We start from the raw sequence: 25367 nt of genomic DNA on the forward strand, positions 1-25367 counted from the left end.
AGGTGGTGCCCCAAGACGGACTTGAACCGCCGACCTACTATTTACGAAACAGTTGCTCTACCGACTGAGCTATTGGGGCTACGCGGCTGATCATTTAGCTCCTCACTGCCCACCGCGCAAGGTAAAATCTCAAAGCAGAACAGGCACCAGAGGGCAGGAACGGCTGTGACGGCAAGGTGGTATAGTTGGGTCCCGACGCTCGCCAGCGTTTCAAAGAACTAAGGCGGCGCGGAACCCGAAGGCACCGCGCCTGAAAATTTTTCGGTTCTAAAATAGCGTTCGGCTGCCACCACTCACGGTTTAACAAAAGCGGCCGGACGAAAGTTATACTACCGTACAATAATAACGTGTCAACATGATACCATTTGCTGTTTTAGGCTGTTCGTGTATTACACTCTTGTGACACACACTTGGCATTAAAAATTAATACAGGACGCTATGTCTGACATTTCCAAACTGACAGAGTTGCGAAAACTGATGCTCGACATGGAAAGCTCGATGGGGCTTCAGGAGCTGTCTACGGTTGAACGTGATGTGTACTACGCCGCGAGCGACTTTCCGGACACCTCCGACGGCGTGCGCACCAACACCATCCGGGCGCATGCCATCGTGGCCAGCATGTCGCGTCCGACATTTTTCCGGGCCTTGAAGTCGCTGGTCGGCAAAGGATATCTGGAGCAAAGCGGCAGCGCGAGCCGGGGGCGATATCTGGTGAAGGCACCCAAATAGGAACAGGGGGCGTCACACAGATGAAGGCGGGGACGGGATTTGAAAGCTCTGGCGACAGAAACAACAGTGGTTACACTGTGCTACCTGCTGGCTTGCCTGGTCGCATTCGAACTGCTGATGCCGATCCAATTGAGAGTCTTTCCCGGCGTTGAAAGCGATTCCAGCCTTCTTTTCCTTCCGCATGGGGTGAAGGTGCTTGCCGCCTGGCTGCTAGGGTGGCGGGCAACCATTGCCCTGTTTCCCGGCGTATTTCTGGTTTTTCTGTACTTCTCAGGGGCCAGTGTTCTTGAACCGCCCCGGATCGCTGCAATGGCGATTGCGGTTCTTGTTCCGTCGGCCGTCTTTCACCTGATCAAACTGGCCGGATGGGATCTGTCGCCTTATTCCGGCCGCAGGCCACGCTGGGCCAGCATCATGTTTGCCGGATTTCTGGTTTCCGTGGTGTCTTCGGTGCTCAGCAATCTGGCCTTCCAAAGCCCGCCCCAGGATTACTTCGTTTACCTGATCGGTGACTTCTTTGGATTGTTCTTCTTGTCACTGATCCTGATGTTCCTGTTCCGCGCCCTGCGCAAACACCAGATGCGTTGAGCCTGTAAATCAGGGCAAAGACTGCGCTTTGCCCTGATGTCATCTCAGATCAGCTTTTAGGCCGACGGGGTTTTGCGGAACCGCCTTTTCCCGCCTTGGCCAGGGCCGCACGGGCCTTGTTCTTCTTGCTGTTCGGCTTACCCTTTGGCGGCGGCGGTCCCTTGGGGCCGCGGGTCGCGAAATGCGGTTTGCCGCCGTCCTTTTTGCGCAGGCTCTTGCTGGCATCGCCCGCGCCGGGCTTGCCTGCTGGTTTACTTGCAGGCTTGCTGCGCGGGGTTACCACTGCGTTCGGCTCGCGCGGGGCGGCGGGCTCGTGCTTCTTGTGACGGGGGCGCTCGTCCCGGTCCGATTTGTTGGCGCGAGGTTTGCGCGGACCATCGGATTTGTCGAAGCCTGGCTTGTCATAGGACCGTTCACCGCGCCGGTCATCCGGGCGTGAGTCCTGACCACGATGCGGACGTTTTCCGCCGGGTTTCGGTCCGTCGAACTTTCTGGGGCCACCGGGGCGGCCTGCGGGACGTCCGGCGGGGATGTTCGGCGGGCTGTCCAGTTGTGTCAGCTTGGTGCCATCGTCCAGCACCATCTCGGTGCCAAGCGCCGCCAGAAATCCGGCTGCGCTGCTTTCGCGAATCTCAGCAAAGGTCTCGTCCTGCTGGATGCGGATGGCACCGATATCGGATTTGGTGATATTACCGGCCCGGCACAGCATCGGCAGCAACCGGCGCGGATCGGCGCCTTCGTTGCGCCCTGCGGCGATCGAGAACCAGACGCTGGGACCAAAGGGTTCGCGCGGCTCAGGCTTGGCGTTTGCTTCGGACAGCTCTTCAGGGGCAGAGCGCGCGCTACGCCACAGCCGCAGATAGGCTGCGGCCAGTTGTTCTGCCGAGAAGGCTTCGCTCAGCTGCGTCACCATGGGCTGTTCGCTGTCACTGACGGCTTCGTGCCAGGCGGGATCTGCCAGCATACGTTCGCCATCGCGTTCCGACACGGCCTCGGCCGAGGGCGCGTTGCCCCATTCGGCCTGAAGCTTTGCCATTTTCAACAGGCGCTCGGCCTTTTTGCGGGCTTTCGGTGGCACGATCAGCGCGCTGACGCCCTTGCGGCCGGCGCGACCGGTCCGGCCCGAACGGTGCAGCAGGGTTTCGTGGCTGGAGGGCAGTTCGGCGTGGACCACCAGATCAAGGTTCGGCAGGTCGATCCCGCGCGCCGCCACATCGGTTGCGACGCAGACGCGGGCACGCCCGTCGCGCATGGCCTGCAGGGCATGGCTGCGTTCGGACTGGGACAGCTCACCCGACAGGGCCACGACCGAAAAGCCACGGTTAGACAGGCGTGTCACCAGTCGGTTCACCATGGCGCGGGTGTTGCAGAACACGATGGCGTTGGGGGCCTCGTAGAACCGCAGCACGTTGATGATGGCGTTTTCATCGTCGCGCGGTGCCACTGCCATAGCGTGGTATTCGATATCGCTGTGCTGCGATTTCTCGGCGACGGTGGTGATCCGCATGGCATCGCGCTGATAGCTTTTTGCAAGCTGGGCAATTGCCGGGGGAACCGTGGCAGAGAACAGCAGCGTCTGGCGTTCTTCCGGGGCCTCACCCAGAATGAACTCCAGATCCTCACGGAAACCGAGATCGAGCATTTCATCGGCTTCGTCCAGCACCACTGCGCGCAGCTCGGACAGGTCGATGGACCCGCGCATGATATGGTCGCGCAGACGGCCTGGGGTGGCAACAACGATATGAGCGCCCCGGTCCAGCGCCCGGCGCTCATCCCGCATGTCCATGCCGCCCACACAGGAGGCGACGGTTGCACCGGCCTCACCATAGAGCCAGCTGAGTTCGCGTTTCACCTGCAGGGCCAGTTCGCGGGTCGGTGCAATCACCAGCGCCAGCGGCAAAGCTGCCGAGCCAAAACGGTCTTCATCGCCCAGAATGGCCTCGGCGATGGCGAGGCCAAATCCGACGGTCTTTCCCGAACCGGTCTGCGCCGAAACCAACAGGTCCGCGCTGCCCAGGGCCGGATCGGTCACGGCCTCCTGAACGGGAGTAAGTTTGTCATATCCACGGCGCTCCAGCGCCATAGCGAGTGTCTGTTTCAAAGGAAGGTCTGCTTTTTTCTATAGGAGCGGAGGCGGCTCGGGAGGTGGCGCAAAATGCTGCGCCGGTGCCGACAATTGGCCGCGTATAGGGCATTCAGACCCGAATGTATAGCTATCTTGTCATCTGGCCGGTATGCGGCCAGCGCGGGGCAGCGTAAAGCCTAGCTTGGCGCCAACCGCGCTACGCCGATCACCCGCCGTGCCCACATTCTGTTGCGGCTGACGGCAGGGCGCAGATTGTTGACGTTTTTCAGGACGGTGACAGGGACACCGGCTGTTTCAGGCTCACGCCAACCTTGGCCAACTGGGCGCCAAGCTCGTTGATGATTTCGTCCTGTTTGCTGCAATCCGCGATAATCTTGTAAAAGTTTTCGACGTCGTCTTCGTTCAGGACGGGCCGGGAATCGCACAGAGCGGTGGCGCCGTCTTGTTCTGGTGTCTCGGACCCGGTTACCATCAGGTCGCTGCGGGAAATACCAAAGCACCGGTGCAGAACTTCGATACGAACCAGGCTTTCCAGCGAATTCCGGTTTACCCTGATGCAGTCGGGCGCTTCATCCAGGCAAGTTTCAGCGCAGGCTGCCAATTTCTTCCATGAGATCAGCCGGTCGATTTCGGACAGAATTCTTTCTTGCCGCGTTGCCTTTTTCTTCCGTCCGAGCAGGTTCTGTATCATTGCAGACCGTCCTTCCGCTTGAATAAAAACCGGTTAAAAAACCGTTCGATTTCGATATAAACCAATCTTTATTTTGAGCGGGTTTGAGTCAATCTAGGGGGCCATGGGCAATCGTTCAGCCAGCACCCCCCTTTTGGCGGCGACATGTACTGAACGGATACAAAGGGCCAGAAAGGGAGCAGCACCTATCCTTTTGTGCATTTGACAGCCCATTTCTCGAGGTATCCCCAATCAGATTGGCCTGCGGTCCGGGGCCGGGTCCAGCCCCGAGAAAAGGCCCCGGATACCGCCTGCTCTGTCGCCTATGCGATAGCCTTCACTGCCACCGGAACCCCGTTAAAGGCCGCATTGCCGCTGATGGGATCAATCCGGGTGTCATCGGTCAGATCATTGATCGAGATGGTCTGAACCCGGGTCGCCGTGGTCAGTTTCCCCTGCCGCTGTCCCCAGCCCTGCGGGATAGACACAACCCCCGGTGCAATCTCATCCGTCACCTCGGCCGGCATGGTGACCTGCCCGACACGGCTGAGCACCGCAACGTCCATCCCGTCCTCGATGCTCAGCCGGTTCGCATCGGCGGGGTGCATCTGCACCGTGCAGCGGTTGCGCCCCTTCACCAGACGCTGGCTGTTCTGTGTCCAGCTGTTGTGGCTGCGTACCTGCCGACGCCCGATCATCAGCAGCGGGTAATCATCGCTGACCGGCGGCTCAAAGGCCAGCAGTCGCGGCAAGTCAGCAAGGAACACCTCTGGCGCCAGATCCAGCTTGCCATCCGGTGTTTCCAGCCGATCGGCAATGCTTTCAACGAGCGGCCCCAGATCAATCGCTCCGGTCTCAGCACCCAGCATCGCGTCTGTTGTCACCCGATCGCCGTGGTATCCGCGCGGCAACAGCGCCGTCAGCGTCTCAACCGGCGAAGGGCCGATGCTGTTGCTCCCACTCAACCTCGCGGCCAGCCGGGCGATGACCTCCCACTCCTGCGGGTTGTCATTGGGCGGCGTAAACACCGGCTCGGCAAAGGCAGCGGTATTGCGCACGGCAAAACTGTGGAACACCATATCATAAACGTGCTCTTCAAGCGCCACGGTGGCGGGCAGGATCAGATCGGCATGGCGGGTGGTGTCATTGATGTGCAGATCAATCGACATCATGAAATCCAGCTGCTCCATCGCCGCCCCGATGCGCAGCCCGTTGGGCGCAGTCAGCACAGGATTACCTGCCACGGTGACCATGGCTCGGATCTGCCCCTCGCCCGGAGTTTCCATCTCCTCGGCCAGGACCGAGACAGGGAATTCACCGTTATACAGCGGCTGGCCGGACACCCGCGAGCGTTTCTCGGGATAGCTGCGCACGCGACCCTTGCGGCTGGTCATACCCACGTAATCCAGCGCTGGGGTGGTGAACATGGCGCCGCCCGGGCTGTCAAAATTGCCGGTGACGATATTGAGCGCATTGCTGGCCCATTGGCACAGGGCACCAAAGCTTTGTGTCGAGGCCCCCATGCGCGCATAGCTTACCGCCGAACCGGCGCGGGCAAAATCATGGGCTAGAGAGCGGATAGTATCTGCGTCGATACCGGTCATTTTTGCCGCAAGGTCTGGAGTGAACGGTTGCACCGCCTGTTTCAGCGCATCGCGACCCCGCACCACCGGATCCAGCGCACCGGGGCTGTCCAGACCAGTCGCAAAAACCTCATGGATCAGCGCCAGCAGCAGGAAGGCATCAGTCTCAGGGCGGATGAACAGATGTGCGCTGGCCTTTTCGGCGGTTTCGGTGCGTCTGGGGTCCACCACAACGCTGCGCCCACCGCGCGCGTGCAGCTCCTCCATCCGCTTGCCAAATCCCGGCGCGGTCATCATCGACCCATTCGACACCAGGGGATTGCCGCCGATGATCAGCATGAAATCGGTGCGGTCCACATCCGGCACCGGGATCAGCATCGGATGGCCCAGCATGTGGATCGAGGCAACGTGATGCGGGATCTGATCCGCCGTGGCCGAGGAATAGCGGTTCTGCGTCCCCAGCGCCTTGACCAGCCGCGGCAGGGTCAGGAGGTTGCCGAACTTATGCGCGTTGGGATTGCCCAGATAGACACCCACCGCGTCCTTGCCATGGGCCTCCTGCACCTCTTCGATCCGGGTTGCGGCATATTCCAGCGCCTCTTCCCAGGACACCGGCACGAACTGGCCGTCCACCTTTTTCAACGGCGTGGTCACCCGGTCCGGGTCGGTGCGGAAATCCTGCAGGGCAATCGCCTTGGGACAGATATGGCCCCGCGACAGGGGGTCATCCGGGTTGGGTTTGATCGACACGACCTCGGTGTCGGTATGCGTGACGATCAAGCCGCACATGGCTTCGCATATATTGCAGGTCCGGAATTGTGTCTTTTGGTCGCTCATGGCTGCCTCCCCTGTTCCTCCCGGTCCAGCGGCGTGCAAAGCCACAGGGACCAGGATCAGCCTAGACCAGCCGTCGTCACCTTGTCAGAGCCTTATCCCGCGTCTTTCCGGTTTCGACCAAACGTCATCTCGCAGTTTCTGCGCCCTATCGAAGCCAAAACAAAAAAGCCCCCGCATGATTTGCGGGGGCTTTGTGGTGTTCTGCTGTGAGGCCGGTCAGTAGCGGTAGTGTTCTGGCTTGAAGGGACCTTCCGGGGTGACGCCGATATAGGCGGCCTGCTCGGGGCTGAGCGTGGTCAGCTTGACGCCGATACGCTCCAGATGCAGGCGGGCGACCTTCTCGTCCAGATGCTTGGGCAGGATGTAGACCTCGTTTTTATACTCCTCACCGCGGGTCCACAGCTCGATCTGCGCCAGAACCTGGTTGGTGAAAGAGGCCGACATCACAAACGACGGGTGGCCGGTGGCATTGCCAAGGTTCAACAGGCGCCCTTCGGACAGAAGGATGATGCGGTTGCCCGAGGGCATCTCGATCATATCCACCTGTTCCTTGATGTTGGTCCACTTGTGGTTCTTGAGGTTCGCCACCTGGATCTCATTGTCGAAGTGGCCGATGTTGCCGACGATGGCCATGTCCTTCATCGCGCGCATATGCTCGATGCGGATCACGTCCTTGTTGCCGGTGGTGGTGATGAAGATATCGGCGCTGGAGACCACGTCTTCCAGCAGCACCACCTCAAACCCGTCCATCGCCGCCTGCAGAGCACAGATCGGGTCCGCTTCGGTGACCTTCACGCGGGCCCCCGCGCCGCGCAGAGAGGCAGCCGAGCCTTTGCCCACGTCGCCGTAGCCGCAGACCACGGCAACCTTGCCGGCCATCATGGTGTCGGTGGCGCGGCGGATGCCGTCGACCAGGCTTTCCTTGCAGCCGTATTTGTTGTCGAACTTCGACTTGGTGACCGAGTCATTGACGTTGATCGCCGGGAAGGGCAGCTGACCCTGTTTCACCAGCTCGTAAAGACGATGCACGCCGGTGGTGGTCTCTTCGGAAACGCCCTTGATCGCGTCGCGGGTCTTGGTGAACCAGCCGGGGCTTTCCTTCATGCGTTTCTGGATCTGCGCCTTGATCGCGGCTTCTTCTTCGGAGCCGGGCACCGGGATGATGTCCTCACCTGCTTCGGCGCGGGCGCCCAGCAGCACGTAGAGCGTCGCATCGCCGCCATCGTCGAGGATCATGTTGGCACCTTCGGCGAACTGGAAGGAGCGGTCGAGGTAATCCCAATGCTCTTCCAGGGTCTGGCCCTTGATAGCGAAGACCGGAATGCCTGCCTCGGCAATCGCCGCCGCCGCGTGATCCTGGGTCGAGAAGATGTTGCAGGATGCCCAGCGGACATCGGCGCCAAGCGCCACCAGGGTTTCGATCAGCACCGCGGTCTGGATGGTCATATGCAGGGAGCCGACGATACGGGCGCCCTTCAACGGCTTGCTGTCCCCGTATTCCGCGCGCAGGGACATCAGCCCCGGCATTTCGGTTTCCGCGATATCCAGTTCCTTGCGGCCAAACCCGGCCAATGCGATGTCTTTGACGATGTAATCCGTGCCCATTGGCAACTCCATTCTGGCTCAGCCTCAACTTGGCCACGCACTTAACACCGCAACGCTTTACAAGCAATGAAACCGCCCAGAGTGTCAGTTTTCGGAACCGGCTTCGACGACTGTGAAGCGGGGCCAACACAGATCGTCAGGGCACCCCATAGGGGTCTGGGCGTTCCGTCGAAGATGGTCGGCGATTCGTGACTGCGGCAGTGAAAACGTCGCGCGCCGATATTCTCCTCACCGACAGGTGGGCGGGGTTTCTGGGGTGACTTAAGTTTCGGGTGCAAAAATTATTGAGGCCGTTGCGGCCCGTTCATTCTATTTACGGTGATATGCGCTTATGGCTTTGAGTTGAGCAAAATTGTGCCCACCTCAGACTTGACTAAAATTCCTGCACAGGTGTTGGCTTGCGTTCTTGATAATTGCGCTAAGTAATTGGATTGTAATAAAAATCGTTTTTGGATTTGTTGCGTTCCCTGAGGTATGGCTTTATTTTGCTGGGCTGTTTTCCGTATGTTTAGAAAATTGGCCGTTAATTCTAGATAACTTGTATGTTTTAACGTCTTGGGGTGTGTTAAGGTTAACAACCTGAGCGGGTGTGATCTGTCGTGTTCCGCCAGATGTGAACTTTTGGGCTGAATCTGAATGCGGATTCTCAGCGTGTCTTCCTTGCGTCGTAAATCCGCATTTCCAGATCGCAGCCGATCCCAGACAGGCTCTGGGGGTGTTGGTACGTTTGTGGGTAGAAACCCGGCCTTTGGGAGGGTGTTGTTATGTCTGCTTTGAGATCCGAAACCATAGAAACCCGCGCCATCCCGGCGCTGTCGGTCCTGGCCGTTGACGATGATCCCTGGGTGCGCCTTCGTCTGGAGGAATTCCTGTGCGAAGCGGGCGTGCCTTTTGAGTTGTGCGCGGATCCTCATGAGGCGTTTCGGCGCTGCGCGGCGCGGCGGACGGCGTATGGTCTGGTGCTGATGGATATCCGGTTTCCCGCTGGCAATCTGGTGGGGGAGATTTCCCGGAAGATTGCCGCGCTTGGGGGTGGTTCGGCGGGCCCTGCGATCATTGGGATGTCGGATTGCGCCAACCTGGAGAAATTCCAGCGTGGCACCGAATGGGGGATGATCGATATCCTGCCCAAGCCTCTGTTCAAATGGCTGATTATCAATCTTGCGCATGAATTTTGCGGCGGCGAGGAGGTCCAAGAGGGCTAAGGCGCCGAGGGGCATCAGACTGGCGTGGCGATCTGATCAACGGAGCAGGCATGGGGCCTGCTCCGTTGCGGTGTATATCAGAATGTCCGAGGCTTTGGGTCGGACCTTAGCTGTTGCGCGATAGCAGGCTGCCGGGGCGCGCTCGCGCCAGTCCGGCGGTCAGCAACCCGGCAACCACGGCCTTCAGGATGTCGCCCGGAATGAAGATCAGGACCAGGGCTGCAGCGTCGGGAAAGGACTTGTCGAGGGTGATGGCCATTCCGGCCACACCAAACAGATAGAGCACGACGATCCCGCCCAGCATTGCGGCGATGATCGCCGTCGCCACCAGCGGAATACCCCGCATCCGCTCCATGATCAGGCCGGTGACAAAGGCCGCAATCGGGAAGCCAACAAGGAAGCCAGCTGTGGGCGAGGAAAAGACGCTGAGCCCACCGCGCCCGCCGGACAGCAGAGGCAGGCCAAGAGCGACGAGAAGCAGGAACAGCAGAACGGCCAGCAACCCGCGCCGGGCGCCCAGTACCGTGCCGCAGAGCATGATACCGAGGCTCTGGGCCGAAACGGGCACGCCAAAGGCAAGGGTGATCTGCGGGATCAGCCCCAATGCGGCGATCAGTGCCGCAAAAAGAGCGATGTAAGCGATAGAACGTTCCATGTGATTTCGATCCTTGTGCATGCCCCGCTGCGCAGCCGGGCCTAAGATTATTGAACGCCGCCGCGCGCCTTCAGCGCCTCGGCAACGTGGTCGGCGTCATCCAGCGCCAGAATGGTCATCGGCAGCGCAATACGCCACGACGGGCGGCGCGGTGATCTTGCGCGCCAGGCCTCGGCCAAATCCGCGCCGCGATGTGCCAGCAGCGGGCCAAAGCGGATCACCAGCGCGATTGCGGTTTCAAGCGTCCGGGTGCTGAGGCCAATCCGGCGAAACGGCGTCAACAGCCATGCGGCAACCCCGACCATATCAGTGAGCCGGGTGGTCATGGTGACAAAATTCGCCAGTGCTACGGCGGTGGTCAGCCGCAGCGCGATGGTCATCCCGGTTGCCGGTGTGCCTTCGATCAGATGCCACAGCGCGATGACCAGGAAGAAGGGCCAGAGAATGCGCAAGGTCCTCAGACCACTGGTGGCAAAGACGCGTCCGGCGCTGAGGTAGAGACCCAGCGTCAGCGCCAGCGCGCCACCCTGCGCCGCTGGTGTTTTCAGGGAGAACAGAACCACCGTTGTGGCGCAAAGGATGGCCAGCTTTAGCCCCGCAGGCCACCGGTGTGCCCAGGTTTCAACTGGCGAGGTCAGAGAGATCATCGCTTGCCCCCCATTTGGTCATCTGTCTGGTGAATTCCGGCAGGACGTCTGCGGCCGGTCCGTCGGCGCGCAGCCTGCCGCCCTCAATCCACAGGATACGGTCATAGTGTTCAAGGTGTTGCGGGTCGTGCGAGACGTGGAAAAGCTGTGTTTCGGCCTGATCCAGCGCGCGCTGCAACTGCATGCGGGTTGGGATATCCAGCCCGGCAAAGGGTTCATCCAGCAGGATGATGCGCGGTTTCATGGCGAGAATGGCCATCAGGCACAGCAGTTGTTTTTGCCCCTGCGACAGAAGATGTGTCGGCGCCTTTGCCCATTGCGATTTTCCGAAACGGGCCAGGGTTTGCGCCACCTCTGCGGCGGTGTCGAATTTGCTCAGACCCATCTGGCGCAGCCCGAAACCGATCTCTTCTTCCACCGTGGGGAAAATGATCTGCCGGTCTGGGTTCTGGAACAGCACGCCCACCAGCTCCAGCGCCGCCTTGCGGTCGCGCGACAGGTCGATACCGTCGACCCGGGCCTCTCCCTGATCTGGCGCGATCAGGCCGGCCAGGACGCGCGACAGAGTGGTTTTTCCTGATCCATTGCGCCCGACGATTCCAACCCGCGCTTCATCGGCGCGAAATGAGATGTCCTGCAACAGCGTCTTTTCGCCTGCGATCACATGCACCGCCTGCAGATCCACCACGGCAGCCCGGGCAGAGTCGGCAGTGGGTGCGCCTGCGCTGTCCAGCCTCTGGTCCGGTGCAGCAGGTTTCAAAACGCGGGGCTCCTTTGTGGCGATGATGGCGTGGCGAAATCGGTTCGGCAGGTGATACCGGTTTTTTTGCTTCAGGCAACGTTTTCCGCAAGAAAATCAGCCAAATCGAGGCCGGGAGGGGTCTGATGGCTGGTCAAAAGCCTGCGCCGTGTCAAAGCAATACCAGAACCGGCGTGCCGGGTTGCGGCAGCGCCAGTGAGATTGAGCCAGAAATAGCCAACCCGTGACCGGGGTTTTGCTGCGGATTTTGGTGCGCGCTTGTCAGTTGGACATTTGCAGGTGCAGACCGGCGCCAGGGAAGAGACGAGCGGTCGCAGCACGTTCGGCCATGGGCGGGCCATCGAAATAGCCTTGCAGATAATCGACCTTGCATTCCCGAAGCAGCTGCCGGTGCACTTCGGTCTCAGCGCCTTCGCCGGTGACATGCATGCCAAGGGCATGCCCCAGTTCCGCGATGGCCACGACGATGGCCCGGGTTTCGGCGGAATCAGGCAGTTTGGAGACAAAGGCCGCGTCGACCTTGATCTTGTTCACCGGGAATTTCTGCAGGTAGCTGAGCGAGGAATAGCCCATGCCAAAATCGTCAAGTGCCACGGTCACGCCCAGCCGTTGCAGGGCTTCGATCTCTTTCAGCGCAGACTGGCCGCTCGACAGGACAACTGTTTCGGTGATTTCGGCCTCGACCGCGCTGGCGGGGCAGCCGGTTTCATACAGGCAGTCATTGACGAATTCATCGACTTGCGAGCCAAACAGCTTGGGTGAGAGATTAACTGCCACCCGGCCGGTCCAGCCCATGTCATGCCAGCGTGCCGCGGCGCGGAAGGCATGGGTCATGATCTGGTAGGTTAGCTCGCGGATCAGCCCGCTGTCTTCGGCGACAGGGATGAATTCCGCCGGAGAGATGCTGCCCAGATGCCGGTGATGCCAGCGTGCAAGGGTTTCAAATCCGATGATCTGACCTGTCTTGAGGTCGGTCTGGACCTGAAAGACGGGGCGGATGCTGCCTTCGTTGAGGGCGCCGCGCAATTCCCGCTCCAGAAGGGTTTTGCGTTTGATGACGGTTTCCAGATCCTTGTGGAAAATCTCGACCCGGCCACGGCCGCCCTTTTTCGCCTCATAAAGCGCCAGATCAGCGCAGCGGATGCCATCGGTGGATCCGGCCTCAGAACCAGACAGGGTTGCGATTCCCGCACTCATGCCGGTGTGCAGGACGTTGCCGTCGATGGTCAGCGGTTTCGACAGATCATAGACCAGCGAGTTGGCAATGCTGTTCAGGCGTTCCTCGCTTGCGGCGCCTTTGACGAGGATCGCAAACTCGTCGCCGCCAAGCCGCGCTGCCAAGGCGTTTTTCCCGCAGTTGCCCAGGAATTTTTCACCCACGACCTTTAGCAGGGCGTCACCGGTGGGATGGCCAAGCGTGTCGTTGATCATCTTGAAATGATCCAGATCCGCCAGCAGGATCGATACCTGTTCCCCCTGATTGAGCCAGTTGCCGAGGGTGTGCTCTAGCAGGCGCCGGTTCGGCAGGCCGGTCAGGCTGTCATGTTCCGCCATGAATTTGACGCGCGCGGCCTGACGTGCCTGATCGCTGTGATCGGTGGCCAGCAGCAGTGTGCCCAAATACAGGCCCTCTTCGTCCCGGATCGGACCGCCCCGCACCAACAGGTTCAGCTCTTCACCGCTGTTGAAATGGGTGACGCTTGCCTCGGCGGCAAAATCCTGATTGGCGGCGACGCGTTCTTCGATCTGTTCGGCCACGTCCTGCGGCAACCAGGAGCGGAAGTTCAGTTTTTCCCCGTCCCGCGCATCGGCAAAGAAGATGCTGGCGTTGGCGTTGGAGAACACCACGTGACCCGTTTCATCCGTCAGGATCACGCCATCGCGGGTGGATTTCAGGGCGCGGTAAATACGTTTTCTTTCGCGCCTGCTTGCTTCGGTCGTGTGGGCGCGCAGGTCTGCCATTTCGACCTCATTGCGGCGCATCTGCTCCAGCGTCTGTGCCAGCATGCCGATCTCATCAGTACGGGACTGATAGGGAACCGCCGTGTCAAACCGGCCATTGTAAATATCGTCGATCGCTGTGCCGATCTTGGTCAGCGGCTGCGAAATCCGCGTCAGGACAAGAAACACGCTGACGGCCAGCAGGGCAAAGATAAGTACCGAGACCGCAGCATGCTGAACCGTCGTGTCCATCAAGGGACCAGTGACGTGTTCCACTGGGAGAGTCAGCCGTAATTCTCCCAGCTCTTCGTGTTGGTCACCCAGAACATACTCGATCACATGTGTGGTGATGAAATCCCCTTCACTCGGGGTGAATCCCGGTGCGGTAGCGGCCGCGATCTGCTCGCCAGCCAGACCAATAATTTCAACACTTGCGACCTGGCCAAGGGCCACGATCTGTTGCAGCGATTGTTCCACCTGAACAATGTCGAAATCCCACAGAGCCTGCGTCACGGTCGTTGCCGTCAATCGGGCGACCATGTCCCCTTGCTGGTGCTGACCCTCTATCAGATGCGCTCTGTGATCATAGGATTCGTAGGTCAGACCTGCCGCCAGGATTAGAAAAACTGGGATCAGGACGCCCAACAGAATGCGGGTGCGAAGGGTTTTGGGGCCGACAACATTCATGGCAGAATTACTCAGTCAGTCCATAGCGTTTCAGGATCTCACCGTAGCGCCCAGATGCCTTGAGCTGCGCTACCCCTTCTGTCAGCTGCTGCGCATAAAGCGCAGATGCCTCCAGCGCCGGGGAGAAACCGATGTGAAGCTCCGTCGCCTCGCCATAGTTCGCGACTTGCAAATCGTCCTGCAATCCCAGCTGATCGATCATGTAGGTCACAACCGAACGTTCATCGATTGCCATGTCGATCCGCCCGGCCTTCAGCTTTTGCAGATTTCGTTTCAGGGCATCATCGCCGCCGATCATCTGAACCCGCTCGGGGTTTCTGGCGTTCTCTGCAACATAGGCGGCGATCACGGTGTTGTACTCATAGTCCAGGATTGCCCCGATCCGGATACCTTCCAGATCTTCAGCGGTCGCGATTGACCGGGCTTCCCCGGCGCGGAACACGACAGCCTCCTGATAGTTGCCCATGGGCGGGCCAAGGATCAGATCAGGCGATTCTTCCTGATCGGTGCCGATGACACCGGTAATGTCGCCGCTGAGAGCCTGCGACAGGCTGCGGCTCCAGGTCATCGACGTATAACGTACCTCGTGCCCAAAAAGCGCCAGCGCCTCTTGCGCCACTTCCACCATATACCCCGGCTGGTCGCTGGCCGGATCACAGTTGAATGGACACCAGGCGTCAGCGCGCAGGTCAATGACATCCGCGCTGACAGGCGTCCCTAGCAACAACAGTGCAGCCAGAACATTCATCGCTGATCTGGCACGGATGGGACGGACACTCCGCATGCGACTGTTACCTCCTAAAAACAAGTAACAGTCAGACTGCGCGAGACGGGTTAAATGAATCTCAGTACCTGCCCGGCAAAACGCAAAACCACCGTAATTTTCGGTCGTTTTATAGAGAGAAATTTAATAAACACCGCGCGCGATCTTGCCCTCAGGCAGGCGGGCAATGCGCCTTAGCGTGCGGGAACTGCTCCAATAAGGTTTGGGCCAGTGGTGTTTCGCCTAGTGAGCGTTGGCAAAGGGCGCTGCATCCCCCCACAGCTGCCGCACCCGGGCATCGCGGCCGCAGGCCTCACGGTAGCGTTTATAGGCGCTGGACTGTCTCTTGGGGCCAAAGCGGGTAAAGACCAGATTGTCGCCCTTGTAGTAATCCTGATGGTAATCCTCGGCCCGGTAAAAGGGACCGGCTGGCAGGACTGGCGTGACGATGGTCTGCCCCAGCTCTGCCTGCGCCTTGGCCTTTGCCTGGTCTGCGGTTGTTTTTTCCGCGTCGGAGGACACGAAAACGGCGGTACGGTAGCTTTCGCCGCGATCGCAGAATTGGCCGCCCGGATCGGTAGGGTCGACGGAGCGAAAAAACAGATCCAGCAGATGCGCGCGACTTACCTTGGCCGGGTCAAAGGTGATCTGCACCGCCTCGTAATGACCGGTGCCGCCACGGCCGACCTCCTTGTAGGTGGGGTTCTTGGTGGTGCCGCCGGTGTAGCCAGAAACGGCCTCGGAGACGCCGGGAACCGATTCAAAATCGCTCTCGACGCACCAGAAACAGCCGCCCGCAACGGTCAGCGTTTCCTGCTCGGCCGCATGGGCTTCATATCCGCGCAACAGGCCCGCAGCCAGGATCAGGATGGCCAGGGAAACCTGTTTGATGTGATGCAATGTCTTCATCATCGCCTCCGTTTTTTGAAACCCTGCCGCCGGGCGCGCCTGCGCTCAACCCATGTCATCAAATGTCACGCACTGGTGAGCGCAAGTTATCGCTTGGAAATTGGATCCAATCTGGCTAGCGTGCCGCAAAAGGAGGGTCCTATGACTGAAAAAATGAGTACCCATCAGGCTGAAGAAGATCAGCGCAACGAAGAGATCCTCATCTATCTGAACGGGAAGATCGTGCCCAAGGCCGAGGCCACCGTCAGCGTCTATGACAGCGGTTTCATGCTGGGGGACGGCGTTTGGGAAGGGCTGCGCCTTTACAACGGCACCTGGGCCTTCATCGACGAACACCTGAACCGTCTGTTCGAGGCGGCCAAGGCCATAGATCTGGATATCGGCCTGACCCCGGAGGGTGTGAAACAAGCGGTGCTGGACACGCAAAAGGCTAACGGCATGACCACGGATGCCCATGCCCGGCTGATGGTGACGCGCGGCCCGAAAACGCGGCCCTTCCAGCACCCCAGCCTGTCGCAGCAGGGGCCGACCATGGTCATCATCATGGAGCATTCGCGCCCGCATCTGCCGCGCCCGATCCGGCTCGCGACCGTGCCCCATATTCGCGGCCTGCCGATGAGCCAGGACCCCAAGCTGAACTCTCATTCCAAACTAAACTGTATCCTGGCCTGCATCGCCGCCGAAAAGGCAGGCGCGGACGAAGGGCTGATGCTGGATGTGAACGGCTTTGTGAACACCACCAACGCCTGCAACTTCTTCATCGTGCGCGGTGGCGAGGTTTGGACCTCGACCGGGGATTACTGCATGAACGGCATCACCCGGCAAAAGGTGATCGACCTGTGTCGCGCCAATGACATCCCCGTGCATGAACGCAACTATTCGCTGGTCGACACCTATGGCGCCGATGAGGCGTTTCTGACCGGCACATTCGGCGCGCAGACCCCGGTGGGCGATATCGACGGACGCCAGATCGGCACGGGCGAAATGGGTCCGGTGACCAAACGGATCAGGGCGCTCTACAAGGGTCTGATCGAGCAGGAGTGCGCCTGATGCGGATTGCAATGTGGTCAGGGCCGCGGAACCTGTCGACGGCGATGATGTATTCCTTTGGCAACCGTGGCGATTGCGCGGTGGTCGATGAACCCTTTTACGCCGCCTATCTGAAGATGACGGGCCTCGATCATCCCATGCGCGAAGAGATCATGGACAGCCAGAGCCAGGATCCACAGGCGGTGGCCGATATGCTGATCGGCGATATTCCGGCTGCAAAACCGGTTTATTATCAAAAGCATATGAGCCAGCACATGATCCCCGGCATGCCGCGCGACTGGATGCGGGAGGTGACCAATGTCTTCCTGATCCGTCACCCGGCGCGGGTCATCGCCTCTTATGCGGCGAAACGCGAGAACCCCAACCTGGACGATATCGGCTTTCGTCAGCAGGCCGAGCTGTATGATCTCTGTCGCAGCTGGGGACAGGCACCAGTGGTAGTGGACAGCTATGACATCCGCCAGGACCCCGCAGCCAAGCTGGAACAGATGTGCGATGCCATCGGCCTTGCCTATTCGCCCAAGATGCTGAGCTGGCCCAAAGGCGGCCACAAGGACGATGGCGTCTGGGCCGAGGTCTGGTATGGCGCGGTCTGGACCTCTACCGGTTTTGCCGGTCCCGAAGGCGATCTGCCCGAGGTGCCCGAACACCTGCAACCAGTGCTGGAGGAGGCGATGCCCTATTACGAGCAGTTGAAGGCGGTGAAGATCTAAGGCCGCTTCACGGGCAGGCTGGTCAGCCGATCAGCTTGCCCAGTTTCATCGCCACGCCCATGTCGCCGGTGATCTTGATCTTGCCCATCATCACGGCGGTCATTGGGTTCAGCTTGCCGGTCAGCAGCTTTTTCAGATTTTCTTCCGACAGGCGCAGGGTGCAGTCGGTGTCGCTGTCTTCAGTGGTCGCGGTGCCATCGGCCAGAACGATGACGCCCTCCTCGCCGCAGTCGAATTTCAGCGAGCCGTCAAAGCTTTTGTCGGACAGGCCGGACTGGATACCGGCGGCGATGTCGTGAAGTGCCATCAGGGAATCTCCTCTTGCCTGACGTGAGCGTTAGGCAAGGGATTTGTGCTGGGCAAGCATGACCAAGCGGGAGGCGAGCCTCAGGCGCTTGCCAGTGCCTCGATCGTCAGCGGACAGGGGCTGCCGCTGTAAAATTCATCAAGAACCTGTTTGAATTCGCCCGGTGCATCCGGCACGGCGGCAAACAGCGTCATGGAAGAGCGCAGTTTCTTGGCGTCGACCTTGCCGAGGATCTCGGCGGCGTCCTGATCTGCGTGCGACAGCATCAGGCGGGACACCTCGACCAGACGGGCGCTGAGCACCTCGTGGCCAAGATAGGCCTTGGCCTCGGCCAGATCCTCGATCCCGTAAAGCTGTGCCATGTGGGATTTGCCAAGCTCGGCCAGTTGCGGGAAGACGAACCACATCCAGTGGCTCGTCTTTTTACCCACAGAAAGTTCGCTCAGGACATCGGACCAGACCGTGTCCTGGGCTTCGACGAACATTTCCAGCTCTTCTTCGAAATCGTCCTCGAAATCGCCGTCTATGTCGTAGTCGTCACTCATTTTTTCAGCCGACGGTCGCGTGCGGCCAGAAGTTTCAGGCGCAGGGCGTTCAGCTGGATAAAGCCTGCCGCGTCTTCCTGATTGTAGGCGCCGGCGTCTTCTTCAAAGGTCACGTGGGCCTCGGAATAGAGCGAATGCTCGGAATCACGCGCCACCACAAAGACTGACCCTTTGTAGAGTTTCAGGGTCACGGTGCCGGTGACATGCTCCTGGCTCTTGTCGATCAGGGCCTGCAGCATTTCACGCTCGGGGCTGTACCAGAAGCCGTTGTAGATCAGCTCGGCATAGCGGGGCATGATCGAATCCTTCAGGTGGCCTGCGCCACTGTCGAGGGTGATCTGCTCGATACCGCGGTGCGCCTGCAGCAGGATGGTGCCGCCGGGGGTCTCGTAGATGCCGCGGGATTTCATGCCGACAAAGCGGTTTTCCACAAAATCCAGACGGCCAATGCCATGCTTGCGGCCATATTCGTTCAGCGCGGTCAGGATGGTGGCCGGGCTCATCGCCTCGCCGTTGATCGAAACCGCATCGCCCTGCTCGAAACCGATGGTGATGATTTCCGGCGTATCCGGTGCATCCTCGGGGTTCACGGTGCGCTGGTAGACGTAATCGGGGGCCTGCTCGGCGGGATCTTCCAGCACTTTGCCCTCGGAAGAGGTGTGCAGCAGGTTCGCATCGACCGAGAAGGGCGCTTCGCCGCGCTTGTCCTTGGCGATCGGAATCTGGTTCTTCTCGGCGAATTCCAAGAGGCGCGTGCGCGAGGTCAGGTCCCATTCCCGCCAGGGGGCGATCACCTTGATGTCGGGGTTCAGCGCATAGGCGGCCAGTTCAAAGCGCACCTGGTCGTTGCCCTTGCCGGTGGCGCCATGGGCCACGGCATCGGCTCCGGTTTCAGCGGCGATTTCCACCAGACGTTTGGAGATCAGCGGACGTGCGATGGAGGTGCCCAGCAGGTACTCGCCCTCATAGAGCGCATTGCCACGGAACATCGGGAAGACGAAGTCTTTCACGAACTCTTCGCGGACGTCTTCGATGTAGATGTTTTCCGGCTTGATGCCCAGCATCTCGGCCTTTTTGCGGGCGGGCTCCAGCTCTTCGCCCTGGCCCAGATCGGCGGTAAAGGTCACCACCTCGCAGCCATATTCGGTCTGCAGCCATTTCAGGATGATCGACGTATCAAGGCCGCCAGAGTAGGCCAGCACAACTTTTTTGGGCGCGGACATGGGTTTTCCTCTTGATCAGAACGTTTGCGGGGTAGCGGGTTTTGCAGAGAAGGGCAAGGTTCGCCGGGTTTTCCTTGTCTTGCTGCGCGCAATACGTGCATGAATGCCGGAACGATTATTTTCAGGAGACATTTCCCGTGACCGGCTGGAAGATATTTTCGCATTCAATCGAAATGATAAGCAGGAACTTTCAACAAGCGGTGCAGATCTTTCTTGTGCCCTTGGTTCTCATCGCATTGGTCATATTCGCGATGGTCGGTCAGATGGCAAGCGAACTGACGATGCATGGAAATGGAGCGTCAGTTCCAATCGGTATGGTTGGGCCGGGTATGTTCCTAAAATTCTTTTTGCTCTCGCTGGTCGTCGCGCTGATCAGCATGTGGGGCATTGTAGCCTGGCACCGCTATGTGCTGCTCGAAGAGATGCCTAAAGGGTGGATACCACGGCTCAACCCTTCAAACATCGTTATGTACCTGCTGCGCAGCCTTCAGTTGATGCTTGTATCGATGGTCTGCATGCTTCCGGTTGCTTTCATCGGCTCAGCCATCGTGCAGGCCGGGGGCGTGATTGGTGCAGTCCTGATGGTAGTCTGTCTTGTTGCCGTTTCTGTGTTTGTCGGTCGAATGGTGCTTGTCCTGCCTGCGGCGGCAATCGGTGCGTCCTTTGGGCTAAGCGATGCGTTGCGCGCGACACAGGGGCAGTGGCCGACTTTCCTTGCTGTGGGTTTTTTCATCTTTTTGGCAAATGCAGTTGCAGCGGTGATACTGCTTGGTCTGTCTTCGGTTCCGTGGCTGATGAACGTTGTTCAACTCGGCTTTTCCGCTGTGCTGAGCCTGCTCAATATCAGCATCCTGACCACGCTTTACGGTTACTACGAGGAAAAGCGTTCGATCTGATATCGGTATTCTTTTGCATGCTTTGCGCCTGCCCCTTGCCTTGGGGGCGGGCTTGCGCCACTGAAAGGGTATGAGCGATTTTCAGACCCGGTTCAAAGATGCCGCCCGCGCCGCCGAGGCGGCCATGCGCGAGGTGTTTCCCGCAACGCCCCTGCAGCGCAATGTTCACCTGTCCGAACGCTTCGGGGCGGATATCTACCTCAAGCGTGAGGATCTGAGCCCGGTCCGCTCCTACAAGATCCGCGGCGCGCTCAACGCCATGCGCAAGCAGCCCGATCAGGATCTCTTTGTCTGCGCCTCGGCCGGCAATCACGCGCAGGGCGTTGCCTTCATGTGTCGGCATCTGGGCAAGCGCGGGGTGATCTTCATGCCGGTGACAACGCCGCAGCAAAAGATCCAGAAGACCCGCATGTTCGGCGGTGACAATATCGAGGTGCACCTGATCGGCGACTATTTCGACGACACGCTGTCTGCTGCACAAGAGTGGTGCGCGCGGGAGGGTGGGCATTTCCTGTCGCCCTTTGACGACAGCGATGTGATCGAAGGTCAGGCCTCGATCGCGGTGGAAATCGAAGAGCAGCTTGGCGGGATCCCCGACCATGTGATTTTGCCAGTGGGCGGGGGTGGCATGTCCTCGGGCGTTGCGACCTTTTTTGGCGATGCGGTGCATTGCCTCTTTGCGGAACCCACAGGCGGGGCCTGCCTGCGCGCGGCGCTGACGGCAGGACATCCGGTGGCGCTGGACAAGGTGGATACTTTTGTCGATGGCGCCGCGGTGGGCACCATCGGGGCGCAGCCCTTTGACCTTCTGAAACACATCCCGCTGCCGGATGTGATCGCCATTTCAGAGGACCGGATCTGCACCACCATCATCGAGATGCTGAATGTCGAAGGCATCGTGCTGGAACCCGCTGGCGCGCTGTCGGTCGAGGCGCTGAACGATGTGCGCTCCTGGATTCGCGGTAAAAGCGTCGTGTGTGTCACCTCGGGCGGGAATTTCGATTTCGAACGTCTGCCAGAGGTCAAGGAACGTGCCCTGCGCTATTCGGGCATCAAGAAATACTTCCTGTTGCGTCTGCCGCAGCGGCCCGGCGCGCTGAAGGAGTTCCTCAACATCCTTGGCCCCGAGGATGATATTGCGCGGTTCGAGTATCTGAAGAAATCGGCGCGCAACTTCGGCTCGGTTCTGATCGGGATCGAAACCAAGCGCCCGGAGAATTTTGCCGCGCTTTTTGCCCGCCTTGATGAGGCAGGCATGACCTATACCGATATCACCAATGACGAAACGCTGGCGCAGTTTCTGATCTGAAAGGTTCTTCTCAGGCAGAGGGGGTACGCTCAGACCGGTAGCTGAGGACGACAGTCGGTCAACTCAGGTTGGGCAGCTCTGCCAGAAACTGCGTCTTGGATTTCTCATAGGCAGAGATCACCGCGTCCAGATCGACCGATCCGGCGGCGCCGCTTGCCGATTGGCGCTCCCCGGCAAGACAGAGGTCAGAGAAGGCATCAAAACCCAGATTCATTGCGCTGCCTTTGAGGAAATGAAGGTCCTGCTCCAAGGCGCCGCGATCTCCAGTGCGAAGTTTGCTGATCACGCCCTCTACCTCCTCCAGGAAGAGCTCCACAACCTCATCGAAGTCCTCTTCCCCTACTTCCTGGCGAAGTTCCTTGACGCGAGGCCAGTTAATCATAATCCAAGTCCTGCTTCTTGTTTCCTGGTAAGTATTTCATAACGTCCCACGGGTAAATTTAAAGTGAAAGCAGGTGGTGAGTTCAATCTTTCCGCTTCATAACCTGTTAAAGAACTGGCTGGATAATGCCCGCTATTGTGGGCAAATTCCTTGCTAGTGTATTGAGGTGTCGTTAGTTGCTGCCAGACAGTCCCGTGGACCATGAGGAAGACGCTATGAGCGGATCGATCAACCGTGTGCTGGTTGTCGATGATAGTCGGCTGCAGCGCCGGATTCTTGTCGCGTCTCTGAAGAAATGGGGTTTTGACGTTCTGGAAGCCGAGGGCGGCGAACAGGCGATGGAAATCTGCCGGAACGATCCGCCGGATCTTATCCTCAGCGACTGGATGATGCCTGGCATGAACGGTATCGAGTTCTGCCGTGAATTTCGGGCTCAGGGCACTGATAAATATAGCTATTTCATCCTTCTGACCTCCAAGAGTGAAAAGAACGAAGTTGCCGAAGGCCTGGATGCAGGGGCTGATGATTTCCTCACCAAACCGGTCAGCTCGGATGAGCTGCGGGCGCGGATTTCGGCCGGAGAACGGATCCTGCGGATGCAGCGTGAGCTGTCCGAGAAGAACCGGATCGTCTCGGAAACCCTGGGTGAGTTGCAGCGAGTTTATGACGCGATCGACAAGGATCTGATTCAGGCGCGCAAGATTCAGGAATCACTGGTGCCGGAGCTGTCCAAGTCGTTTGGCTCCTCGACCGTCAGCCTGCTTTTGAAGCCTTGTGGCCATATCGGTGGCGATTTGGTGGGCATGTTTTGTCCGGGCGTCAACCGAATCGGCTTCTATTCCATCGATGTATCGGGCCACGGGATCACCTCGGCGATGATGACCGCACGACTGGGTGGCTACCTGTCTTCGACCTATTTCGACCAGAACGTCGGCATGGAAAAGCGGTTCAACCGATTCTATGCGCTGCGGCAGCCGGAAGAGGTGGCCAGCATGCTGAACGCCCGCCTGATCGCGGATACCGGCATCGAAGAATACTTCACCATGGCCTATTGCATCGTCGATCTGCGCAGCGGCGTGCTGAAGATGGTGCAGGCCGGGCATCCGCACCCCTTGCTGCTGCGCAAGGATGGAACCGCTGAATTCATCGGCAAAGGCGGGGTCCCCGTCGGTCTGGTGCCGGATATCGGCTACAGCCAGGAAGAGATAGTGATGGAAAAGGGCGACCGGCTGCTGCTTTACTCCGATGGTTTTACCGAAGCGCGCCTGGAATCCGGTGAGATGCTGGAGGCCGAGGGGCTGCTCGAACTGATCCGCAAATGCGACAGCAGCCAGTCCGGCAAGGAGTTCCTGGACGATCTCTACTGGAACCTGACCCAGATCCTGTCGCCAGAGCACGGGCTGGAGGATGACGTTTCCGCCACCCTGTTCGAATACGAAGGACCGTAATCCGGACCGTATCCCTGCACCGGGATCGTTTCGGCAGGGCTCTCCCGCCAATCGCCTGATGATCAACGATCATCGGCTCTTGTTGGGCCGGGCTGCACGCCAGGGCGTGCAGCGGTCACGCTTCTAACGCCACTCATATACACAACCAACCCTATGGAATCCCACCGCAGCGCGCTTGCGCGCTGCCATGCCCAAGGGGGACCGAAGGCCCAGTGGGCCGTTCAAGTCACGCGCGGGAGTGCCCCCGGGGCTATGTTGTGTGGTGGACGGTCCACATTTCCCCTACGGGCAGAACCGGGCGGCAAAATGGCGATCCCCGGGGTTGCCGAGGTGCGTAACGGCTTCATCAGCGGGCATCCACAGCGCCTCGTGGCCGGGCTCCAGCGGAGGGCCCAAGCGCTGCAGGGGCCGGGCCATATAGATATGGCAGAGTTTCTCCGCCCAGAGATGGTATTCCGGCATGAAGACGAACCGCCGGAATGCACCAAGGCGACGTGGCGCGGCGATACTCCATCCGGTTTCCTCATAAACCTCCCGATGAAGCGCGGGCAGGGGCGATTCGCCGGGGTCAATGCCGCCTCCGGGCAGCTGGATGTCCGGCCCCGGATCCATCTGGCAGGTCAGCAGCAATTGCCCGTCGCGCGGAAGCAGCGCATAGATTCCGGGCCGCAGCCTGTAGCTTCGCCCCGCTTCGGGCGGCTTTCCAAAACGTCTGATCACATGCGCCCCCTTCACTCCGAATGGCAAAACCCTATATAGGCTCGATATGCCAACCTCCGGCGTGTAAGGAAACCCCATGACACTTGGTTCGAAAATCGCGTGGGACGATACGGTCCTGCCCTTCCAGCTTGATGCCTCGGACATGCGCGGCCGCGTCGCGCGTCTTGACGGCGTTCTGGATGGTATTCTGAAACAGCACGACTATCCGCCCCAGGTGGAGGCGCTGGTGGCCGAAATGGCCCTGCTGACCGCTCTGATCGGCCAGACCATCAAACTGCGCTGGAAACTGTCGCTGCAGGTGCAGTCCAAGGGCGCCGCCGTGCGGATGATCGCCACCGATTACTATGCACCAGAGAAAGAGGGCGATCCGGCCCGGATCCGCGCCTATGCCAGCTATGATCCCTCCCGGCTGGAGCCCGGCCTGCCCTTTGATCAGGTGGGCGAGGGGTATTTTGCCATCATGATCGACCAGGGCCACGATATGCAGCCCTATCAGGGGATCACACCGCTGGCGGGCGGCTCGCTTTCGGCCTGCGCCGAGGCCTATTTCGCCCAGTCCGAGCAGCTGCCCACGCGGTTCAGCCTCAGCTTTGGGAAATCTTCCGAACCGGGCGTCTCCGAACGCTGGCGCGCGGGTGGCATGATGCTGCAACACATGCCCAAGGCGTCGCCCTTTGCGGCAGAACTGCAGGGCACCGGGGATATCCTCAATGCGGCGGATCTGATCCCGGAAGAGACCGCGGAAAACTGGAACCGGGTCAATATGCTGCTGGCCACGGTTGAGGATCTGGAACTGATCGGCCCAACGGTCTCGCCGACCGATCTTCTGGTCCGACTGTTCCACGAGGAACAGCCGCGCGTCTATGATGCGCAGGCGGTGCAGTTTGGCTGTACCTGCTCGGAAGAGCGGGTGCGCAACAGCCTGTCGATCTACTCGGCCAAGGATCTGGAGACGATGACCACAGAGGACGGCCGGGTGACCGCCGATTGCCAGTTCTGTGGCGCCCATTACGATCTGGCCCCGAAGACGCTGGGCTTTGAGGCCGAAAACCCGCCGTCCTGACCAAAGCGAGCTGAGCGACCGACAATATGTATGACACTCCCGAGGA

The 25367-nt window shown here is 59.7% G+C and carries 24 protein-coding genes and 1 tRNA gene; 9 read left to right on the forward strand and 16 right to left on the reverse strand.

The window, feature by feature from the left end; all coding sequences use genetic code 11:
- Window positions 1-3: 3 nt before the first annotated feature.
- A tRNA-Thr gene (locus JL2886_RS10980) sits at window positions 4-79 on the reverse strand.
- Window positions 80-438: 359 nt separating this feature from the next.
- Between JL2886_RS10980 and JL2886_RS10985 the strand changes: the two genes are divergently transcribed.
- Together JL2886_RS10985 and JL2886_RS10990 are read left to right on the forward strand one after the other, a co-directional pair.
- Window positions 439-729, forward strand: coding sequence for a hypothetical protein (locus JL2886_RS10985; protein WP_065272040.1), 291 nt, complete (start codon window positions 439-441; stop codon window positions 727-729).
- A gap of 66 nt (window positions 730-795) precedes the next feature.
- On the forward strand, window positions 796-1317 hold the full coding sequence (locus JL2886_RS10990; protein ID WP_237028359.1) for a hypothetical protein: 522 nt from the start codon (window positions 796-798) through the stop codon (window positions 1315-1317).
- Window positions 1318-1366: 49 nt separating this feature from the next.
- Here JL2886_RS10990 and JL2886_RS10995 read toward each other — a convergent pair whose 3' ends face one another.
- From JL2886_RS10995 to ahcY, 4 genes are all read right to left on the reverse strand, one after another.
- The gene (locus JL2886_RS10995; protein WP_065272041.1) at window positions 1367-3418 is read right to left on the reverse strand and encodes a DEAD/DEAH box helicase; all 2052 of its coding nucleotides are present in this window, start codon (window positions 3416-3418) and stop codon (window positions 1367-1369) included.
- A gap of 250 nt (window positions 3419-3668) precedes the next feature.
- On the reverse strand, window positions 3669-4094 hold the full coding sequence (locus JL2886_RS11000; RefSeq protein ID WP_065272042.1) for a hypothetical protein: 426 nt from the start codon (window positions 4092-4094) through the stop codon (window positions 3669-3671).
- Window positions 4095-4396: 302 nt separating this feature from the next.
- Entirely contained in the window at window positions 4397-6493 is a 2097-nt protein-coding gene (locus tag JL2886_RS11005) for a molybdopterin-dependent oxidoreductase (protein WP_065272043.1), read from the reverse strand.
- Window positions 6494-6709: 216 nt separating this feature from the next.
- On the reverse strand, window positions 6710-8098 hold the full coding sequence (gene ahcY / locus JL2886_RS11010) for an adenosylhomocysteinase (protein WP_065272031.1): 1389 nt from the start codon (window positions 8096-8098) through the stop codon (window positions 6710-6712).
- 764 nt (window positions 8099-8862) lie between these two features.
- Here ahcY and JL2886_RS11015 point away from each other — a divergent pair.
- Window positions 8863-9303 (forward strand): response regulator, encoded by a 441-nt coding sequence (locus JL2886_RS11015; protein ID WP_065272044.1) that lies wholly within the window; start codon window positions 8863-8865, stop codon window positions 9301-9303.
- A gap of 106 nt (window positions 9304-9409) precedes the next feature.
- Here JL2886_RS11015 and JL2886_RS11020 read toward each other — a convergent pair whose 3' ends face one another.
- The 6 genes from JL2886_RS11020 to msrA form a co-directional block, all read right to left on the reverse strand.
- A complete protein-coding gene (locus tag JL2886_RS11020; RefSeq protein WP_065272045.1) occupies window positions 9410-9958 on the reverse strand; it encodes a biotin transporter BioY in 549 nt (182 codons plus the stop codon).
- Window positions 9959-10005: 47 nt separating this feature from the next.
- Window positions 10006-10605: an energy-coupling factor transporter transmembrane component T family protein gene (locus JL2886_RS11025; RefSeq protein ID WP_065272046.1), complete on the reverse strand. Its 600-nt coding sequence runs from the start codon at window positions 10603-10605 to the stop codon at window positions 10006-10008.
- Complete coding sequence (locus JL2886_RS11030) at window positions 10580-11365, reverse strand: energy-coupling factor ABC transporter ATP-binding protein (RefSeq protein ID WP_237028360.1); 786 nt, start codon at window positions 11363-11365, stop codon at window positions 10580-10582. Before JL2886_RS11030 ends, JL2886_RS11025 begins: the two co-directional genes overlap by 26 nt.
- A 261-nt stretch (window positions 11366-11626) precedes the next feature.
- A complete protein-coding gene (locus JL2886_RS11035; RefSeq protein WP_165832671.1) occupies window positions 11627-13846 on the reverse strand; it encodes a putative bifunctional diguanylate cyclase/phosphodiesterase in 2220 nt (739 codons plus the stop codon).
- A gap of 154 nt (window positions 13847-14000) precedes the next feature.
- Entirely contained in the window at window positions 14001-14777 is a 777-nt protein-coding gene (locus JL2886_RS11040) for a substrate-binding periplasmic protein (RefSeq protein WP_082996063.1), read from the reverse strand.
- Between the two features lie 222 nt (window positions 14778-14999).
- Window positions 15000-15665 (reverse strand): peptide-methionine (S)-S-oxide reductase MsrA, encoded by a 666-nt coding sequence (gene msrA, locus JL2886_RS11045; protein WP_065273652.1) that lies wholly within the window; start codon window positions 15663-15665, stop codon window positions 15000-15002.
- Window positions 15666-15806: 141 nt separating this feature from the next.
- Here msrA and JL2886_RS11050 point away from each other — a divergent pair, with 141 nt between their 5' ends.
- Both JL2886_RS11050 and JL2886_RS11055 read left to right on the forward strand, forming a co-directional pair.
- A complete protein-coding gene (locus tag JL2886_RS11050; protein ID WP_065272049.1) occupies window positions 15807-16715 on the forward strand; it encodes a D-amino acid aminotransferase in 909 nt (302 codons plus the stop codon).
- The gene (locus JL2886_RS11055) at window positions 16715-17428 is read left to right on the forward strand and encodes a branched-chain amino acid aminotransferase (RefSeq protein WP_065272050.1); all 714 of its coding nucleotides are present in this window, start codon (window positions 16715-16717) and stop codon (window positions 17426-17428) included. Before JL2886_RS11050 ends, JL2886_RS11055 begins: the two co-directional genes overlap by 1 nt.
- Window positions 17429-17450: 22 nt before the next feature.
- Here JL2886_RS11055 and JL2886_RS11060 read toward each other — a convergent pair whose 3' ends face one another.
- The 3 genes from JL2886_RS11060 to JL2886_RS11070 all read right to left on the reverse strand — a co-directional run bounded on the left by JL2886_RS11060 (window position 17451) and on the right by JL2886_RS11070 (window position 19503).
- A complete protein-coding gene (locus tag JL2886_RS11060) occupies window positions 17451-17735 on the reverse strand; it encodes an SCP2 sterol-binding domain-containing protein (RefSeq protein WP_065272051.1) in 285 nt (94 codons plus the stop codon).
- An 80-nt stretch (window positions 17736-17815) separates the two neighbouring features.
- Window positions 17816-18280 (reverse strand): DUF1810 domain-containing protein, encoded by a 465-nt coding sequence (locus tag JL2886_RS11065; protein WP_065272052.1) that lies wholly within the window; start codon window positions 18278-18280, stop codon window positions 17816-17818.
- On the reverse strand, window positions 18277-19503 hold the full coding sequence (locus JL2886_RS11070) for an argininosuccinate synthase (protein WP_065272053.1): 1227 nt from the start codon (window positions 19501-19503) through the stop codon (window positions 18277-18279). The genes JL2886_RS11065 and JL2886_RS11070 overlap by 4 nt, the downstream gene beginning before the upstream one ends.
- A 137-nt stretch (window positions 19504-19640) precedes the next feature.
- Between JL2886_RS11070 and JL2886_RS11075 the strand changes: the two genes are divergently transcribed.
- Both JL2886_RS11075 and ilvA read left to right on the forward strand, forming a co-directional pair.
- Window positions 19641-20399, forward strand: coding sequence for a hypothetical protein (locus JL2886_RS11075; protein WP_133245355.1), 759 nt, complete (start codon window positions 19641-19643; stop codon window positions 20397-20399).
- A gap of 70 nt (window positions 20400-20469) precedes the next feature.
- A complete protein-coding gene (gene ilvA, locus JL2886_RS11080) occupies window positions 20470-21708 on the forward strand; it encodes a threonine ammonia-lyase IlvA (protein ID WP_065272055.1) in 1239 nt (412 codons plus the stop codon).
- 58 nt (window positions 21709-21766) lie between these two features.
- Here ilvA and JL2886_RS11085 read toward each other — a convergent pair whose 3' ends face one another.
- A complete protein-coding gene (locus tag JL2886_RS11085) occupies window positions 21767-22090 on the reverse strand; it encodes an Hpt domain-containing protein (RefSeq protein ID WP_065272056.1) in 324 nt (107 codons plus the stop codon).
- A gap of 215 nt (window positions 22091-22305) precedes the next feature.
- Here JL2886_RS11085 and JL2886_RS11090 point away from each other — a divergent pair, with 215 nt between their 5' ends.
- Entirely contained in the window at window positions 22306-23538 is a 1233-nt protein-coding gene (locus JL2886_RS11090; RefSeq protein WP_420480628.1) for a PP2C family protein-serine/threonine phosphatase, read from the forward strand.
- 282 nt (window positions 23539-23820) lie between these two features.
- Here JL2886_RS11090 and JL2886_RS11095 read toward each other — a convergent pair whose 3' ends face one another.
- Window positions 23821-24258: an NUDIX hydrolase gene (locus tag JL2886_RS11095; protein ID WP_065273653.1), complete on the reverse strand. Its 438-nt coding sequence runs from the start codon at window positions 24256-24258 to the stop codon at window positions 23821-23823.
- A 76-nt stretch (window positions 24259-24334) separates the two neighbouring features.
- Between JL2886_RS11095 and JL2886_RS11100 the strand changes: the two genes are divergently transcribed.
- Window positions 24335-25321 (forward strand): Hsp33 family molecular chaperone HslO, encoded by a 987-nt coding sequence (locus JL2886_RS11100; protein WP_065272058.1) that lies wholly within the window; start codon window positions 24335-24337, stop codon window positions 25319-25321.
- Window positions 25322-25367 lie beyond the last annotated feature (46 nt).

It is taken from the genome of Phaeobacter gallaeciensis, from assembly GCF_001678945.1.
GTDB classification, from domain to species: domain Bacteria; phylum Pseudomonadota; class Alphaproteobacteria; order Rhodobacterales; family Rhodobacteraceae; genus Phycobacter; species Phycobacter gallaeciensis_A.

What these genes read in the sequence shown, in the direction of transcription:
- JL2886_RS10985 (WP_065272040.1), top strand. Translation starts at nt 439, where the DNA reads ATGTCTGACATTTCCAAACTGACAGAGTTGCGAAAACTGATGCTCGAC.
- JL2886_RS11000 (WP_065272042.1), bottom strand. Translation starts at nt 4,094, where the DNA reads ATGATACAGAACCTGCTCGGACGGAAGAAAAAGGCAACGCGGCAAGAA.
- JL2886_RS11005 (WP_065272043.1), bottom strand. Translation starts at nt 6,493, where the DNA reads ATGAGCGACCAAAAGACACAATTCCGGACCTGCAATATATGCGAAGCC.
- ahcY (WP_065272031.1), bottom strand. Translation starts at nt 8,098, where the DNA reads ATGGGCACGGATTACATCGTCAAAGACATCGCATTGGCCGGGTTTGGC.
- JL2886_RS11015 (WP_065272044.1), top strand. Translation starts at nt 8,863, where the DNA reads ATGTCTGCTTTGAGATCCGAAACCATAGAAACCCGCGCCATCCCGGCG.
- JL2886_RS11020 (WP_065272045.1), bottom strand. Translation starts at nt 9,958, where the DNA reads ATGGAACGTTCTATCGCTTACATCGCTCTTTTTGCGGCACTGATCGCC.
- JL2886_RS11025 (WP_065272046.1), bottom strand. Translation starts at nt 10,605, where the DNA reads ATGATCTCTCTGACCTCGCCAGTTGAAACCTGGGCACACCGGTGGCCT.
- JL2886_RS11035 (WP_165832671.1), bottom strand. Translation starts at nt 13,846, where the DNA reads ATGGTCGCCCGATTGACGGCAACGACCGTGACGCAGGCTCTGTGGGAT.
- JL2886_RS11040 (WP_082996063.1), bottom strand. Translation starts at nt 14,777, where the DNA reads ATGCGGAGTGTCCGTCCCATCCGTGCCAGATCAGCGATGAATGTTCTG.
- msrA (WP_065273652.1), bottom strand. Translation starts at nt 15,665, where the DNA reads ATGAAGACATTGCATCACATCAAACAGGTTTCCCTGGCCATCCTGATC.
- JL2886_RS11050 (WP_065272049.1), top strand. Translation starts at nt 15,807, where the DNA reads ATGACTGAAAAAATGAGTACCCATCAGGCTGAAGAAGATCAGCGCAAC.
- JL2886_RS11055 (WP_065272050.1), top strand. Translation starts at nt 16,715, where the DNA reads ATGCGGATTGCAATGTGGTCAGGGCCGCGGAACCTGTCGACGGCGATG.
- JL2886_RS11060 (WP_065272051.1), bottom strand. Translation starts at nt 17,735, where the DNA reads ATGGCACTTCACGACATCGCCGCCGGTATCCAGTCCGGCCTGTCCGAC.
- JL2886_RS11065 (WP_065272052.1), bottom strand. Translation starts at nt 18,280, where the DNA reads ATGAGTGACGACTACGACATAGACGGCGATTTCGAGGACGATTTCGAA.
- JL2886_RS11070 (WP_065272053.1), bottom strand. Translation starts at nt 19,503, where the DNA reads ATGTCCGCGCCCAAAAAAGTTGTGCTGGCCTACTCTGGCGGCCTTGAT.
- ilvA (WP_065272055.1), top strand. Translation starts at nt 20,470, where the DNA reads ATGAGCGATTTTCAGACCCGGTTCAAAGATGCCGCCCGCGCCGCCGAG.
- JL2886_RS11085 (WP_065272056.1), bottom strand. Translation starts at nt 22,090, where the DNA reads ATGATTAACTGGCCTCGCGTCAAGGAACTTCGCCAGGAAGTAGGGGAA.
- JL2886_RS11090 (WP_420480628.1), top strand. Translation starts at nt 22,306, where the DNA reads ATGAGCGGATCGATCAACCGTGTGCTGGTTGTCGATGATAGTCGGCTG.
- JL2886_RS11100 (WP_065272058.1), top strand. Translation starts at nt 24,335, where the DNA reads ATGACACTTGGTTCGAAAATCGCGTGGGACGATACGGTCCTGCCCTTC.